Genomic DNA, 16,595 nt, shown 5'->3' on the forward strand with positions numbered 1-16,595 from the left:
CCGCGGTGGGAGCCGCCACCGCGATGCTCGTGGCGATCGGCGGACTCGGCGTCCTGACCGGCTCCCCGGCCGGCGCCGCGACCACGCCGACACCGCTGCGCGCCGACCTGGAGGCGATCCGGGCCGCGGAGGCGCAGCAGTTGTACGGCAGTCCGGCGATCCGACCGGTCGACCAGCGCAAGACGTCGCTGATCTCCATCGGCGACAGCGAGATCTCCGGCGAGGGCGTCGGGACGTACGAGGCGCCCACCGACGGCCCGACGAACTGGTGCCACCGCTCGCCGCAGGCGGCCATCCACCGCACGGGCATCGCGGCGGACGTGACGTACAACGTGGCCTGCTCGGGGGCGTCGAGCCAGAACATCCGCATCGGTGGCACGAAGCAGTACGCCGACGAACTCGTGCAGTCCGACAGCCTCGCGATCAAGGCGCGCAACACCCGGCTGAAGCTGGTTCTGCTGGTCGTCGGGGGCAACGACGACCTCCAGTTCGGCCCGACGATGACCGACTGCGTCACGCGCCGGGTGTTCTTCCAGGGCGAGTGCCACGGCACCTACCAGCCGCAGTGGAAGGCCCGCGTCGAGGCGCTGCGGCCCAAGGTCGAGCAGGACGTGCGCGACCTGCGCACCGTCATGACCGACGCGGGATACGTCAGTTCCGAGTACAAGCTGGTGGTCATGGGCTACCCGTCGCCGATGAGCCCCGACGTCGAGGACAACCCGAACTTCCCCGGCTGGTACGCCGGCGGCTGCCTCGGCTACCTGCGCGACCAGGCGTGGGGCCGCAACGAGGCGGTGCCGATGTTCGCCGAGGCGTCGCGGCAGGCCGCCGCGAACACCGGGGCGATCTACCTCGACAACAGCCGCCTGTTCCACGGCCATGAGGTGTGCACCGACAACACGTGGGTGCGAGGGCTGTGGTTCGCCAACCTGGACCTGTTCGACGAGAACACCACCCGGCAGTCCTTCCACCCCAACGAGCGCGGCCACATCGCGTTCGCATCCTGCCTGACACAGCTGTACAACTCGGGTTACCAGACCGCGAGTTGCGTGGACCCGGCGAGCACCGGCAACACCGTGCTCACCGAGGGGGTCAAGGACTTCCGGCAGTTGCGGAACGAGGGCACGGGGCTGTGCGCCGACTCGTACGGCTACTCGTCGCGCAACTACACGCCGCTGCAACTGTGGCCGTGCCAGAGCGGTCGCAACCAGGGCTTCTGGTACGACGCGGCGAACCAGTCCGTGCATGTCGAACTGAGCCACGACCGCTGCCTCGACCCGGAAGGCGGTGCCCGGGCCGGCGGTACGCCGGTGGTCCTGTGGAACTGCAACGGCGGCCAGAACCAGCGCTTCGTGCAGACCGGCGGCACCCTGCGACCGGCCGACGCCCAGACGCTGTGCGTCACTCCGGCGGGCACCGACCCCACCCTGGGGGCCCGGCTCGTGCTCGCGGCCTGCAACGGCTCGGCGGCACAGCGGTTCGCCGCCGAGCCGCACCAGGCCGCGGTGTTCACCGAACTCAAGGCGGGCAACACCGGCAAGTGCCTTGATGTGGACGGCGGTTCGATGAGCAACGGAACGGGCGTCCTGGCCTGGGACTGCACGGGCAGCGCCAACCAGAAGTGGTTCGTGAACGCCGCGAGCGGCCAGGTCCACAGCCTCAAAGATCCCGCCTACTGCCTCGACAACCGCGGGACCACCGCGGCCGGTTCGGGGATCGGCATCTGGTCCTGCAAGGACGGCGTCGGCGCGTACCGCGACAACCTGCGGTTCGACTCCGTCTCCGGGCAACTCGCCGGCCGCGTCTCGGGATTGCGGATCACCGCCCCGACCGGCGGCAACGGGCCGGTGACGCAGACGGCGTCGAACGGATCGGCGGCGCAGACCTGGAACGCGGGGGCGGCGGCGCCGCTGGGATACAGCTCCATCCCGTACGACGCCTACTGACGGTCGCGGGCGCAACCGACCCGATCGCGCGGGCCTCCGCTCCGGTGTGGCAGCCGGAGCGGAGGCCCGCTGGCACGATGGGCAGTGCTCGGCCGCCGAACGTGCCGAGCCGCCGAACGTGCCGAGCCGCCAAAAGTGCTGAGCCGTCGAAAGTGCTGAGCCGTCGAAATCGCTGAGCCGTAGAACTCGTCCTGGGGGACCTGTGTCCGATACACCGCAGCACGGAGGCCCGGACGACCTGGGGCCGGCCGTACCGCCTTCGTCCGCGGTCCCGCCGCCGCCGAAACCTGGATACGCCCCGAGCGCGCAGCCGCCGGGCGCGCCGCCGTCGGCACCGTCTCCGGTCGGCGGCCGCTCCAACACGATGCTCTTCGTCGGGACCGCGGCCGGGCTCGTCATCGCCATCGTGATGACCCTCGTCGTCCTGCTCGGCGACGACGAGGACTCGTCGTCCGACAGCGCCGGTTCGGCGAGCTCCAGCGCGCCGGCGAAGCCTTCGGCGTCACCCGGTGACTCTCCAACCGCGACCTCGTCACCCTCCCGCACCCCCACCGCGACCCCGTCGGCCACTGCCACCGACGGCCCCACCGCGTCCGTCCCGCCGACCGGCGGGTTCCAAAACTCGCCCGTCCTGGCGGCCGCCCGGGTGCGCGGCCGCCTGATCGTCGGCACGAAGGGCGACACCCCCGGCCTCTCCTTCCAGGACCCGGCGACCGGGCGGCACTCGGGCTTCGAGATCGAACTCGCCCTGGCCGTCGCCGAGGACCTCGGGTTCGACGAGGACGGCGTGGAGTTCCGCAACGTCCCGTCGGCGGCGCGCGAAGCCGCCCTCGCGAGCGGCGGCATCGACCTCTACATCGGCACGTACTCGATCACCGCCCTGCGCAAGCAGACCGTGGCCTTCGCCGGTCCGTACTACGTGGCCGGGCTCACCGCCCTCGTCCGTGCGGGCGAGCCGACGATCACCGGCATGGACAGCTCCCTCGCCGGACGCACCGTGTGCTCCGTCACCGGCTCCACGCCGCTCCAGGTCGTCCAGACGAACGTGCCGCAGGCCCAGGTGTCCGGGCGTACGAGCTACGCCCAGTGCCTCGAGGACCTCCAGGCGTCACGCGTCGACGCGGTCGTCACCGACGACGCGATCCTGCGCGGCTACGCCGCTATGCGGCCGTCCGAACTCAAAGTCGTGGGAACCCCGTTCGGCGTCGAGAAGTACGGCATCGGGATGAACCACGACGATGCCGCCCTCCGCTCGGCGGTCAACGACGCGCTGGAGAAGGCCGCCACCGACGGCACCTGGTCCGCCGCCTACACCGAACACCTCGACCCCACCCGGACCAGCTTCCCGGCCCCGCCGCCGCTGGACCGCTACTGACCGCCGCACCCGGGACGCGCGACGCCCCCGCCCGGAGAGGGCGGGGGCGTCGTGCGAAGCGGTGGGAGATCAGGACCGGCGGACCGGGATGTTGGTGATCACCGCCGAAGTCACGTCCGCGAAGAAGTCGTTGCCCTTGTCGTCGACGACGATGAAGGCGGGGAAGTCCTCGACCTCGATCTTCCAGACGGCTTCCATGCCCAGTTCCGGGTATTCGATGACCTCGACGGACTTGATGCAGTCCTGGGCGAGGCGCGCGGCGGGGCCGCCGATGGAACCGAGGTAGAAGCCCCCGTGCTTGCCGCAGGCGTCGGTGACCTGCTGGGAGCGGTTGCCCTTGGCGAGCATGACGAACGAGCCGCCCGCGGCCTGGAACTGCTCGACGTAGGAGTCCATGCGGCCGGCGGTGGTGGGGCCGAAGGAGCCGGACGCGTAGCCCTCGGGGGTCTTGGCGGGGCCCGCGTAGTAGACGGCGTGGTCACGCAGGTACTGCGGCATCGGCTCGCCGGCGTCCAGGCGCTCCTTGATCTTGGCGTGCGCGATGTCGCGGGCCACGACGACCGGGCCGGACAGCGAAAGGCGGGTCTTGACCGGGTACTTCGACAGCTCGGCGCGGATGTCGCTCATCGGCCGGTTGAGGTCGATGTGGACCACGTCGTCGGAGAGGTCCTCGTGCGTGGTGTCCGGCAGGTACTTGGCCGGGTCGTTCTCCAACTGCTCCAGGAAGACGCCCTCGGCGGTGATCTTGGCGAGCGCCTGGCGGTCGGCGCTGCACGAGACGGCGATGGCGACCGGCAGCGAGGCGCCGTGGCGGGGCAGGCGGATGACGCGCACGTCGTGGCAGAAGTACTTGCCGCCGAACTGCGCGCCGATGCCCATGTCCTGGGTCAGCTTGAGGATCTCCGCCTCCAGCTCGACGTCGCGGAACCCGTTGCCGAGCGGGGAGCCGGTCGTGGGCAGCGTGTCGAGGTAGCGGGCCGACGCGTACTTCGCGGTCTTGAGGGCGAACTCGGCGCTGGTGCCGCCGATGACGACCGCGAGGTGGTACGGCGGGCAGGCCGCGGTGCCCAGCGAGCGGATCTTGCCGTCCAGGAATTTCAGCATCGCGGCCGGGTTCAGGATGGCCTTGGTCTCCTGGTACAGGTACGACTTGTTGGCGCTGCCGCCGCCCTTGGCCATGAACAGGAACTTGTACGCCTCGCCCGCGGTCGCGTACAGCTCCACTTGCGCCGGCAGGTTGTTGCCGGTGTTCTTCTCGTCCCACATCGTCAGCGGGGCCATCTGCGAGTAGCGCAGGTTGAGCTCGGTGTACGCGTTGCGGATGCCGAGCGACAGGTGCTCCTCGTCACGGCCGTCCGTCAGCACGTGCTGGCCGCGCTTGCCCATCACGATCGCGGTGCCGGTGTCCTGGCACATCGGCAGGACGCCGCCCGCCGCGATGTTGGCGTTCTTGAGCAGGTCGAGGGCCACGAAGCGGTCGTTGGGGGAGGCCTCGGGGTCGTCCAGGATCCGGGCGACCTGGGCCAGGTGCCCCGGCCGCAGCAGGTGGGCGATGTCCCGCATCGCCTCGCGGGCGAGGAGCGTCATCGCCTCCGGCTCGACCTGCAGGAAGCGGCGCCCGCCGGCTTCGAACGTCGAGACACCCTCGCTGGTCACCAGCCGGTACGGCGTGGTGTCCTCGCCCAACGGGAGCAGGTCCGTGTACTCGTTACTGTCGGCGGGGGGCATGGCCATCCTCGGTCGGCGGTGTCGGGGCGTCCTCCAGCGTAGAACGCCGGGGCACCCCCGACGGATGTGAGGTCGCGCTCACTCCCCGCCCACGCCTCCGAGAGGGTGGCACGTCGGCCACCACGACGCGGCGCGCTCGTGGAAGAGCTGCGGCCTGACAGTCGCGGACGGGCCCTTGTTCTGAGGCGTGGCCCGAGGGGGCGGGGGCCGGTTGCTCAGGGGCGGCCGTCGGGGACGACGGTTATGCGGATTGTTGCTGTGGCGTATTGGCCCTGGCTGTCGCGGATCGTGTAGCGGAATACGTCGGTGCCGGTGAGCAACGGGGTCCACGTTGTGTACGTGCACGCTCCCGAGACCCGGTCGCAGGTGATCCGGCCGTACAGGCCCCAGGCGACCGGCGAACCGATGATGCGCAGGTCGTCGCCGCGGTCGTTGGCCAGCAGGTTCAGCGACACGCTGCCGCCTGCCCGGGCCGTCGCGCTGTCGTCGACGGCCATCGCGGCGACCGGTCCCGGCGGTGTCGTCGGTCCCGTGGGCTGCGTCGGGAGCCGAGTGGTCGGCTGCGCGGTCGACCCGGTGGTCAGGGTCGGGCTCGGCGGTGCCGTTGTCGCGGGGGCCGGCGACGTGGCCGGCGCGGTCGCGGGAGCGCCGGTCGCCGGTCCCTCGGTCGTGGGCGTAGTGGACGGCGCGGTGTCGCCCGGGGGCGGTAGGGCAGGCGGGGTCGCGGCGCCGGGCCGGGTGGGGTCGGGGCGGCCGGAGGACGCGGGGTCGGGCGGCTGCTTCGGCGGCGCGCCCGGGGCTGCGACCGTCGTCGTGGCGTTCGGCGGGGACTGCGCCGCGGGCTGTGTCGGCCCGGGCGGCGGCACCGGTACGGCGGGTTCGGCGATCAGGTCGGCCCGCTTCTCCGGAGTCTTCGCGGGCCCGGAGCCGTCGGGCACGATGGCCGCGACGGCGATCACCGCGGCGGCGGCCGCGGCGACCATGCTGCCGAATACCGCCTTGCGGGCCACCGATGTCCCGGCCTTGCCGAGGGCCTTGGGGAGGCCCGTCCCGGCCGGCGGGCCGCCCGGAGCCGGGGCCGCGGGTGCCGGGCCGAGCCCGGGCCCGGCCGAGGCCCCGACCGAGCTACCGGCCGGTCCCGCGCCCGCCGGTCCCGCGCCGATAGTTCCCGAGCCGGCTGCCGTCCCCTTGCCGACGGCCCCTGCTCCGGCAGTCCCCGCGCCCGTCGATCCCGCACCGGCCGCCGACGCCGTACCGGCGACGGCGGCTCCGCCCGCGAGTGCCTCCGCCGACAGCGCGGTGGCCGCCGTACCGCCGAGGATCGCGGGGAGCAGCAGCACCCGCAGGTGCGCGTTGGTGGCGGCCAGTTCCGCGCACAGGCGCGTACAGGTCGGGCAGTCGGCCAGGTGGTCGTCGACCGCGCGCCGGTCGCGGATGCGCAGGGTGCCGCGCACGTATCCGCCGAGGCGTTCGCCGTGGGTCCGGCAGCGCTCCGGCAGGCGGCCTATGTGCGCCTTCAGGAAAGCCTCGCTCAGCCCCTCGCGCGCCCGGACCGCGAGCTGCGAGACCGCGTTGGGCGTCATGCCGAGCAGCCGGGCTATGTGCCGCGGCTTCTCGCCCTCGACCTCGGTGTGCCACAGGATCGCCTGCCAGCGGTCCGGCAGCGAGCCGAACGCCTGCTTGACCATGAGCAGGTCGGGGAGCGCGTCCTCGGTCCGCGGCGCGGACCCGCCCAGGGTGTCGAGCGTCGCCTCGTCGGTCGGCACCACCGTGCGCCGGGCCTGGGTCCGGTCCGCGTGGCTGTGGCGCATCGTCGTGCACAAGTACGCCCGGAAGGACTCGCGCGGCCCGCCGCCGCGCCGCAACTGCGCCAGCACCTCGACGAATGCGTCGGACACCAGGTCCTCGGCGGCGTCGGCGTCCGGTTCGAGCCGCCGTGCGTGGCGCAGGGCCGCGCCGTGGTGCCGGTTGTGCAGGACCGCGAACGCGGCGTCCGCATCCGGCCCGCCGGCGCGGGCACGCTGCGCCAGTTCGGCGTCGGACGCCGGGTGCTCGGCCGCCGTGCGGTTCGTCTCCCCGTCCATGCCGCGACAGCTTGCCATGGACGCGAACAGCTGTACTACGGTGCGGCGGTTCCGGTTTTCACCGGTGCCGCGACCTCTGCCGCGCGCACCGGTTCCGGGGCGATCTCCGGTGCCGGGGAAGGCTGTTCGCGCGTCATCCGCATGCCGAGGACGACACCCGCCCCGACCAGCGCACTACCCGCCAATTGCGCGGGGCGTACCTCGCCGGTGCCGAGCACCAGCGCCGACAGCGCCGCGGAGACCGGCACCAGGCCGGAGAACAGTCCGGCCCGCTCGGCACCGAGCGTTCCGAGCGCGGTGTACCAGAGCAGGAACGCCGCGACGGTCGCGATCAGCCCGATGAACACCAGCGCGGAGGCCTCGGCGAGGGTCGGCACGCGCAGCATTCCGGTGCCGTCCGAGAACCAGCCGATCGCGAACGACTGGGGCACCGCGAGCGCGGTCGAGTACGCCGCCACCCGCAGCGCCCCGAGCCGCGGCAGCAGCGGAACCGCGAGCAGCGAGAAGGCGATCTCGCAGACCAGCACGCCGAGCGCCATGAGCAGTCCGGTGGCCGAGGCGTCGCCGAAGCCCTCGACGGCGACCGCGCCCGCGACCACGAGGACCGATCCGGCCACGATGCGCGCGCCGGGCCGGCGCCGGGCCATCAGCGGCGCGATCACCGCGAGTGCGATCGGGGAGCAGCCCAGGATGCTGCCGACCGTCGCGGGGTCGGCGTGCTCCAGCGAGCCGATCAGCAGCTGGTTGAACAGGGTCTGGCCGAGCAGGGCGAGCAGGAACAGGAGGAGCCATGCGCGCGCCCCGACGCGCACGCGTGGCGGCTTGCGGAGCCGGAGGACGGCGTACATCGCGACGGCGGCGAGGGCGTACCGCAGGCCCTGGCCGCCGCCGACCGGGTAGGCGACCAGGGCGGCCGAGACGCCGGCCGCCGTGCCGACGAGGACCTGGGAGAGAGCTGCGAAAGATGCGCCGACGGACGGCGCCTGAGCGGATGGCCTCATGAGCCGCTACGTTAGGAGCCAGGTGGATCGGAAGGCAGAACCACCGATGTGCCCTGGGAGGGGACCACTTAGAGGGGACACGCTCATGGGAGACCTGCTGGTCGGGATCGACCGGGCCCGGGGTGCGGTCGGCGCGCAGATCACCGCGGGCCTGCGCGACGCGGTGCGCACCGGGCGTCTGGCGCCGGGCGACCGGCTGCCGTCGAGCCGCGCGCTCGCCACCGATCTCGGGGTGTCGCGCGGCATGGTCGTGGAGGCCTACGAACAACTTGTCGCCGAGGGCTATCTGACGAGCCGTCACGGCTCCGGCACGCGCGTCGCCGACATCCCCGAGAGCCGCGCACCGGGCGGCCCCGACGAGCCGCGCGACGCCAACGACATCTCCGTGCTGCCCTACGACCTGAAGCCCGGCACCTCGGACATGTCCGCCTTCCCGCGCGCGGCGTGGCTCGCCGCGACCCGGCATGCGCTCGCGACCGTGCCGCACAGCAGGCTGTCGTACGGCGACCCGGGCGGCGTCCCCGAACTGCGCACCGCGCTCGCCGCGTACCTCGGCCGGGTGCGCGCCGCCAACGCCGCGCCGGACCGCATCGTCGTGGTCGGCGGGGTCGCGCAGGGCATCGCCCTCATGGTCCAGGCCCTCGCGGCGCGCGGCCACACGCTGCTGGCCGTCGAGGACCCGTCCAGCGCGACCCAGCGCGGCCTGCTGCGCAGCAACGGCCTGCCCATCGTCGGCGTGCCGGTGGACGCTGAGGGCATCGACGTGGCGGCACTCGCACGTACCGGCGCCCGGGCCGTGCTGGTCACGCCCGCGCACCAGTACCCCACCGGTGTGGTGCTCTCCCCGGAACGCCGCGCCCAGCTCACCGGCTGGGCACGCGACGTCGACGGCCTCATCGTCGAGGACGACTACGACGCCGAGTTCCGCTACGACCGCGACCCGGTCGGCTGCCTCCAAGGTCTCGACCCGGACCGCGTCGTCCACCTCGGCTCGACCAGCAAGGCCCTCGCCCCCGGCATGCGGCTCGGCTGGGCGGTGGTGCCGCACACCTGGCTGGAACAGGTGCGTGAACTCAAGCAGTACGCCGACCTGGGCTCCGCGGTGATCAACCAGTTCGCCTTCGTTCAGCTGCTGGAGAGCGGCGGCTACGACCGGCACCTGCGCGCGATGCGGCTGCGCTACCGGGGCCGCCGCGACGCGGTGGCCGACGCGTTCGCCGAGTTCCTGCCGAAGGCGCAGGTCAACGGCATCCGGGCGGGCCTGCACCTGTACGTCGAACTGCCGCCCGGCAGCCGCGAGGACGCCGTGGTCGCCGCTGCCGCGGCCCGCGGCGTGCGCGTCGAACCGGTCGGCCCGATGCGCGAACCCGGCCCCGACGCACCCCCCGCGCTGGTCCTCGGATACGCGTCGCTCGGCGAGGACCGCCTGCGTGAAGCGGTGTCGCGGCTCGCGGACGCCTGCCGGGAGGCATCGGGCGACTGATGGGGGCGTGCCTGGCGCGGCCCTCGCGGCTAAGGTCGTGCCGTGGATCAGCCTCCGGAGAATGCCGAGTCCGTCGCACCCCCGCAGCCGGCGGGGCCGCCGCCCATGCCCCCGGCACCGAGAGCACCTTCGTCGCTGCCCACCGCGCCGGTCTCGGCCGCCGACATCCGTGCGTCGGACGCCGACCGCGACCGGGTCGCACAGGTGCTGCGCACCGCCTTCGAAGAGGGCCGCCTCACGATCGAGGAGCACTCCGAGCGCATCGAGGCGCTGTACGGCGCCAAGACCATGGGCGAGTTGGAGCCGCTGACCTTCGACCTGCCGACCGGTGCCGCGCGCCCGAACCTCGGCAAGGCGTCCTCGTCGTCACCCGGCCGCCCCGCCCCGGTGTCCTACCGGCCCGCCCAGGTCGGCTCCGCCCCCGCGGAATCGCCTTCGCTGGTCGCGGTGTTCGGCAGCGCGGAGCGCAGGGGGCCGGGGCGCATCGGCGCCCGCCTGCGGGCCGCGGCGGTGTTCGGCGGCGTGGAGATCGACCTGTCGGAGGCGACGTTCGAGACCCCGGTGCTGGTGATCAACGTGGCGACGGTTTTCGGCGGCATCGACGTACGCGTGCCCGAAGGCGTCAGTGTACGCGGCCACGGCGCGGGCATCTTCGGCGGATTCTCCGTGCAGCAGCAGGTGGCCGAGGACCCGGACGCACCCGTCGTCATCGTGCGCGGGGCGGCGATCTTCGGCGGCGTCGACGTCCGGCCGAAGAAGGCCAAGAGGCGCCCGCTTGACCGGAAACGTCACGAGGACGACGACTGACGGCGGAATCCCGCCATTTCGTAGACGTTTCAAGGGTGTTGCTTTCCCGTCAGTTGTCGTGATGCGCGGCATGTACCGGGATTTGGACGGGTAGGCGCATGGTGGGACGTACGACACGCCTACCCTGCGAGGAGATCAAACGTGCCCGAACCGAGCGATCTGACCTCCAGCCTCCAGGACGTCGCCGCACCTGCCGAGCGCTCGTCCACCTGGATCCCTCCGGCGACCGGTGCGTGCCGGTCCGAGCTCCAACTGTTCGTCGACATATCCGAAGAACCCGCCGTCGCACGGATCGCGCGGGAAGAGGACGCCAAGCGCATATGCGCGCGTTGTGCGGTCCTCATCGAGTGCCGTGCCGAGGCACTCGCCGCGAGTGACGCCGAACCCGCAGGAGTGCGCGGCGGGTTGACCCTGGAAGAACGCCAGGCCATCGCGCGCCGCCGACGCCGCAGAGGCGGCCGGCGAGCCACCGGCCGCTGACCGCCCGCCGCGTCAAGGTCCGCGTCGCGCGGTCTCCCGCTTCGCCGCCTCGCCCACCAGATGGTCGTGCGGAGTGTCCGTCGTCAGCCGGGCCAGCCGCTGCAACAGCTCGGTCAACTCCGCGTTCTGCTCGGGGGAAAGGTCCGCGATCACATCACCGAGCAATTCGCGGCGCGCATCCACGAGCCGCTCGACCACCGCGCCGCCGTCCGGGGTGAGTTCGAGGCGTCCTTGTACGTCGGTACGCGCCTGCCCCGCGGCGATCAGCTCCGCTGCGTACTTGCGCACCGAGTCGAGCGGCTCGTGGATCTTCCTGGCCAACTCCGTGTCGAGCACCGGCCCGAAGCGGTCGAGCTGCACGAGGCCGAACGCGCACGGCACCGAGACGTCCACGCCGGCCCGGTCGATCATGCGCTCGTACCGCGTCCAGCCGTTCTCGCGGTGCACCAGCTGCGTCATCGCGCGCTCGACCTCCTCGACCGACGTTCGCGCGGTCGGCCGGTAGGGGTCGAGCGCGTCGGTCCCCTCGGTGGTCCTGCGCAGCGGGATCTCCTTGAGCATCAGGCTCAGCAGGAACGCCAGGATCACCACGACGGAGGCGATCAGGAACACGTCCTGGAGCGCGTTCGCGTACGCGTGCACGAACCCCTGGTGCGTCGCGGGCGGGAGCGCCTTGAGGGCGTCCGGGCTCGATCCGACCGTCTCGGGATCGACACCCGGCGGCAACTGCAACCCGGTCGCGTCGGCCAGGTTGTCGGTGAGCCGCGAGTTGAAGACCGACCCGAAGATCGCCACCCCGAAGGACCCGCCGATGGACCGGAAGAACGTCGCCCCCGACGTCGCCACCCCGAGGTCCTTGTAGTCCACCGAGTTCTGCACCGCGAGCACGATCACCTGCATGACCAGGCCGAGTCCCAGGCCGAACACCAGCATGTAGAGGCTGGACGCGGCCGTCGTGGTGTACTCGTCCATGCGCGACAGCAGGAACATGCCCACCGCCATCACCGCGGTCCCCACGATGGGGAAGATCTTGTAGTGCCCCCAGCGGGTGATCAGCTGCCCGCTGCCGATCGAGGTGACCAGCAGGCCGAGCATCATGGGCAGCAGCCGCAGACCCGACTCGGTGGCCGACGTACCGTTGACCACCTGCATGAACAGCGGCAGGAAGCTCAGCGCGCCCATCATGGCGAAGCCGACCACGAAGCCGATCGCCGACGTCGTGCTGAAGATCGGCTGCCGGAACAGGTGCAGCGGCAACACCGGTTCGGCGGCCTTGCGTTCCACCATGATGAACGCGCCCAGCAGCACCACGGCCGCCGCACCGAGCCCGAAGATCTCCGCCGACACCCACGGGTATATCGAGCCGCCGAAGGTGCTGAGCAGAACCAGGCAGGTCGTCGCGCCGGCGAGCAGCACGATGCCCCAGTAGTCGATCGTGGGCCGCTTGCGCACCTCGTGCGTGTGCAGCGCGAACGCGACGACCACCAGCGCGATCGCGCCGATGGGCAGGTTGATGTAGAAGACCCAGCGCCACGACAGGTTGTCCACGAAGAACCCGCCGAGCAGCGGCCCGGCCACACTCGTCACGCCGAACACCGCGCCGAACAACCCGGTGTACCGCCCGCGTTCGCGCGGCGGCACGACGTCGCCGATGATCGCCTGCGACAGCACCATGAGCCCGCCGCCGCCGAGGCCCTGGATCCCGCGGAACGCGATCAGCTCGGGCATGTTCTGCGCGATGCCGCACAGCGCCGACCCGATCAGGAAGATCACGATCGACGCCTGGAACAACCGCTTGCGTCCGACCAGGTCGCCGAGCTTGCCCCACAACGGCGTACTCACCGTCGAGGCGAGCAGATAGGCGGTCACCACCCACGACAGATGGTCGAGCCCGCCCAGGTCCCCGACGATCGTGGGCAGCGCCGTCGACACGATCGTCTGGTCCAGCGCGGCCACCAACATGCCGAGCATCAGCCCGGTGAAGATCAGCCAGAGCTTCTGCTCCTGCGGCGCGGACGCGGGAGCGTCAGCGGTCTTCACGGGCGCGCTCATCCGCGGCTCCTCGGGTGATCGACTCGGGTGATCGACGACGCTGCCGCAGGCCTATACCCCGAAAAGCCAGAAAAACCGATGAGCATCCCCAAATCGCCTCACCCGAACGGCCCCGAACCCACTCGACGAGCAAAAAGGTCGGTCCGCCCCCGACTCCGCGGGGACGGACCGACCCGTGTACTTACCGGCTACCTGCCGACCGCCTACCTGCCGACTGCCTACCGGCTACCTGTCGACTGCGTGCCGACCAACTGCCCGCCGACCTACCGCGCCCGGTCGAAGTCGATCGCGCTGTAGGCGCGCAGCTTCGCCAGCCGGTGCTGGCTGTCGATGTTCCGGATCGTGCCGCTCTTCGAGCGCATCACCAGCGACGAGGTCAGCGCCGTGCTCGACCGGTACCGCACGCCGCGCAGCAGCTCGCCGTCCGTGATGCCGGTGGCCACGAAGAAGACGTTGTCGCCCGACACCAGGTCGTCCGTCAGCAGCACACGGTCCAGGTCGTGTCCCGCGTCGAGCGCCTTCTGGCGCTCCGCCTCGTCCTTCGGCCACAGGCGTCCCTGGATCACACCGCCCATGCACTTTATGGCGGCCGCGGCGATGATGCCCTCGGGCGTCCCGCCGATGCCCAGCAGCAGGTCGACGCCCGTGCCGTCCTTCGCCGCCATGATGGCGCCGGCGACGTCGCCGTCGGTGATGAACTTGATGCGCGCGCCGGCCTCGCGGATCTCCTTGACGATCGACTCGTGGCGCGGCCGGTCGAGGATGCAGACCGTGACGTCCTCGGGCGCCGAGTTCTTCGCCTTCGCCACGCGGCGGATGTTCTCGCCGACCGGTGCCGTGAGGTCGACGACGTCCGCCGCCTCCGGGCCGGTGACGAGCTTCTCCATGTAGAACACGGCCGAGGGGTCGTACATCGAGCCGCGCTCCGCGACCGCCATGACGGCGACCGCGTTGTTCATGCCCTTGGCGGTGAGGGTCGTGCCGTCGACCGGGTCGACGGCGACATCGCACTCGGGGCCCGAGCCGTCGCCGACCCGCTCCCCGTTGAAGAGCATCGGCGCGTCGTCCTTCTCGCCTTCGCCGATCACCACGACGCCGTTCATCGACACCGTGCCGATGAGCGTGCGCATGGCCTTGACCGCGGCACCGTCGGCGCCGTTCTTGTCACCTCGTCCCACCCAGCGCCCGGCGGCCATCGCGGCGGCCTCGGTGACACGGACGAGTTCGAGTGCGAGGTTCCGGTCGGGAGCCTCCGGGTCGACCACGAGCTGCGGCGGTACGGACTGGTCCGTCATATTGGCGGGCCTTTCCTGTCGGGGAATCTCGCTCCGAGACCACGAGGGGTGCCCTGATCCCCGGTGGCCGTGCTCGTCCTCCTGGATGCGGGCTGCAACTGCAACAAGGAAGACGCGGCCCCGGGCCCGGACGGATTCCAACGGGATTGCCCCGATGTTATCGGCCCGACCGTGTATCGGTGCAGGTAGGCCGTGGATACCGTCCCGGTCCCGCGGTCCCGGCACCGCAATCCGACCCTCGCCGGCGAGGGTCCTCGCGCATCAGAGCCCCGTCATCACGACGCCGGTGGCCTTCACCCCGACCCACACCGACAGGCCCTCGCCGACCCCCAGCTCCGCGGCCGCCCGCGCGGTCACCTCCGCCACCACGTCCGGGCCGTTCGTGCCGCGCACCGTCACCCGCAACCGCGTCCCGGTGCCCGTCACTTCCGAGACGACCCCGTGCCACCGATTGCGTGCGCTGCCGCCCGGCGGGTCGCGGTACAGCGTCACGTGGTCGGGATGCACGGTCACCAGGACCGGGCCGGTCGGCACCGGGTCGGCGCCGACCAGCGTGTGACCGCCGGGGAGGAGCACCCCCTCCGGACGGCCGTCCCCCTCGTACGCGTTCAGCCCCAGCATCCGGGCGACCCACGCGGACCTCGGCGCGCGCGTCACCTCCACCGCCGCCGCGTCCTGGACCACCGAACCCGCCTCCACGACGAGCATGCGGTCGGCGAGGCTCAGCGCGTCGACGGGGTCGTGCGTCACGATCAGGCACGCGCCGTCGTACGGCCCCAAGTGCCCTCGCAGTGTGTGGCGCACCGACGCCCTCGTCTCCACGTCCAACGCGGCCAGCGGCTCGTCCAGCAGCAACAGGCGCGGCTCGGGGGCGAGCGCCCGGGCGAGTGCGACGCGTTGCTGCTGCCCGCCGGACATCTGCCCCGGCCGCCGGGCCGCGAGATCACCGAGGCCCAACCGCTCGAGCCAGTCGTGCGCGGTGTCCCGCATCTGATGGCGGCTCAGGCCGCGCCCGCGCAGACCGTACGCCACGTTCCGCGCCGCGCTGAGATGCGGGAACAGCGCGCCGTCCTGCGGCACATAGCCGATCCGCCGCCGGTGCGGCGGGAGCCCGCCCACGTCCGCGCCGTCGATCGCGACCGCGGCACGCGCCGGGCCGGGCAGGCCGGCCAGCGCCCGCAGCAGGGTGGACTTCCCCGCGCCGTTCGGCCCGACGACCGCCACGACCTCGCCTGCCGCGACGGTGAGTTCCGCGGCGATCAGCCCGTCCGTGCGCGCCGTCAGCGCGGCCGTCGCCACGGACTCGGTCGCGTCGGGCGTCCCGCCCTTCCGAGGTGTACCCGCACTCACGCCCGCCCCCCCTTCCGTCCGCGAGACGGCGACAACCACCGGCCGCGCAGCGCGACGAGGACGACGACCGACACCACGAGCAGGAGCAGGCTGACCGCGACCGCGGTGTCCGGGTCGTCCTGGAGCATCAGGTAGACCGCCAGCGGGAGCGTCTGGGTCTCGCCGGGCAGGTTGCCCGCGAAGGTGATCGTCGCGCCGAACTCCCCGAGAGCGCGCGCCCAGGCGAGGGCCGCGCCCGCGGCGAGCCCCGGGGCGATCAACGGCAGGGTCACCGTCGCGAACACGCGCAGCGGGCCCGCCCCCAACGTCGCGGCCGTCTCCTCGTACCGCCGGTCGAGCCCGGCGATCGCCCCCTCGACCGACAGCACCAGGAAAGGCAGCGCGACGAACGCGCCCGCGAGCATCGCCCCGGTCATCGAGAAGGTGAGCTGTACGCCCATCGACTCCAGCCACGGACCGAGCAGTCCCCGGCGTCCGAAGGCGAGCAGCAGCGCGACGCCGCCCACGACCGGCGGCAGTACGAGCGGCAGGAGCACCAGCGCCCGCAGCAGCGACTTGCCCGGGAAGTCGACGCGCGCGAACAGCCAGGCGAGCGGTACGCCGAGCACCAGGCTGATCCCCAGCGCGCCGAACGAGCACTGCAACGAGAGGCGCAGCGCCGTGCGTACCGCGGGATCACCGAGCCGTTCCGGCACCGACTGCCACGGCGCGCGCCAGAGCAGGCCGACCAACGGAAGCACCACGAAAGCGAGTCCGGCGGCCGCCGGGACCCACAACAGCAGAGGTACGCGAGTCCGCGGCGTCCGCGGCACCGGCCCGGAAGCCGAGCCGTCTCGCGAACCCCGCCCGTCCCGCGGTTTCGGCCCGTCCCGCACTACCGGCCCGGCTCCGGCCTTCGCCGCCTCACCCGGCCGCCCGGACCTCGCAGGCCCGGCAAGCGGGTCCGCGTCGAACCCGCTTGCCGAACCCCGCCCGGCGGTGCCCCGTCGTCTGC

The 16,595-nt window shown here is 72.2% G+C and carries 10 protein-coding genes and 1 pseudogene; 5 read left to right on the forward strand and 6 right to left on the reverse strand.

Translation table 11 applies throughout. The features are described from left to right. Positions 1 to 23: 23 nt before the first annotated feature. Positions 24 to 1,946, forward strand: coding sequence for a ricin-type beta-trefoil lectin domain protein (locus ACWD12_RS19700; protein WP_450100699.1), 1,923 nt, complete (start codon positions 24 to 26; stop codon positions 1,944 to 1,946). Between the two features lie 202 nt (positions 1,947 to 2,148). Next, positions 2,149 to 3,321 (forward strand): glutamate ABC transporter substrate-binding protein, encoded by a 1,173-nt coding sequence (locus ACWD12_RS19705; RefSeq protein ID WP_450100582.1) that lies wholly within the window; start codon positions 2,149 to 2,151, stop codon positions 3,319 to 3,321. 69 nt (positions 3,322 to 3,390) lie between these two features. Here ACWD12_RS19705 and ACWD12_RS19710 read toward each other — a convergent pair whose 3' ends face one another. From ACWD12_RS19710 to ACWD12_RS19720, 3 genes are all read right to left on the reverse strand, one after another. After that, a complete protein-coding gene (locus ACWD12_RS19710; protein ID WP_358353549.1) occupies positions 3,391 to 5,049 on the reverse strand; it encodes a fumarate hydratase in 1,659 nt (552 codons plus the stop codon). Between the two features lie 215 nt (positions 5,050 to 5,264). Continuing rightward, positions 5,265 to 7,133 (reverse strand): sigma-70 family RNA polymerase sigma factor, encoded by a 1,869-nt coding sequence (locus tag ACWD12_RS19715; protein ID WP_450100583.1) that lies wholly within the window; start codon positions 7,131 to 7,133, stop codon positions 5,265 to 5,267. A gap of 35 nt (positions 7,134 to 7,168) precedes the next feature. Beyond that, positions 7,169 to 8,134, reverse strand: a complete 966-nt coding sequence (locus tag ACWD12_RS19720) for a DMT family transporter (protein WP_450100584.1) — start codon at positions 8,132 to 8,134, stop codon at positions 7,169 to 7,171. Positions 8,135 to 8,219: 85 nt separating this feature from the next. Between ACWD12_RS19720 and pdxR the strand changes: the two genes are divergently transcribed. The 3 genes from pdxR to ACWD12_RS19735 all read left to right on the forward strand — a co-directional run bounded on the left by pdxR (position 8,220) and on the right by ACWD12_RS19735 (position 10,904). Then, positions 8,220 to 9,617: a MocR-like pyridoxine biosynthesis transcription factor PdxR gene (pdxR, locus tag ACWD12_RS19725; RefSeq protein WP_450100585.1), complete on the forward strand. Its 1,398-nt coding sequence runs from the start codon at positions 8,220 to 8,222 to the stop codon at positions 9,615 to 9,617. A 42-nt stretch (positions 9,618 to 9,659) separates the two neighbouring features. Next, on the forward strand, positions 9,660 to 10,424 hold the full coding sequence (locus tag ACWD12_RS19730; protein ID WP_450100586.1) for a DUF1707 SHOCT-like domain-containing protein: 765 nt from the start codon (positions 9,660 to 9,662) through the stop codon (positions 10,422 to 10,424). A 141-nt stretch (positions 10,425 to 10,565) separates the two neighbouring features. Continuing rightward, positions 10,566 to 10,904 carry a WhiB family transcriptional regulator gene (locus ACWD12_RS19735; RefSeq protein ID WP_450100587.1) on the forward strand — a complete coding sequence of 113 codons (339 nt, stop codon included), beginning with the start codon at positions 10,566 to 10,568 and terminating at the stop codon, positions 10,902 to 10,904. Between the two features lie 12 nt (positions 10,905 to 10,916). Here ACWD12_RS19735 and ACWD12_RS19740 read toward each other — a convergent pair whose 3' ends face one another. From ACWD12_RS19740 to ACWD12_RS19750, 3 genes and pseudogenes are all read right to left on the reverse strand, one after another. Beyond that, positions 10,917 to 12,956, reverse strand: coding sequence for a DHA2 family efflux MFS transporter permease subunit (locus ACWD12_RS19740; protein ID WP_450100588.1), 2,040 nt, complete (start codon positions 12,954 to 12,956; stop codon positions 10,917 to 10,919). 263 nt (positions 12,957 to 13,219) lie between these two features. Further along, complete coding sequence (gene glpX, locus ACWD12_RS19745; protein WP_358353563.1) at positions 13,220 to 14,251, reverse strand: class II fructose-bisphosphatase; 1,032 nt, start codon at positions 14,249 to 14,251, stop codon at positions 13,220 to 13,222. A gap of 261 nt (positions 14,252 to 14,512) precedes the next feature. Further along, positions 14,513 to 16,413, reverse strand: a pseudogene (locus ACWD12_RS19750) (ABC transporter permease). Between the last annotated feature and the right edge of the window lie 182 nt (positions 16,414 to 16,595).

It is taken from the genome of Streptodolium elevatio, assembly GCF_053592165.1.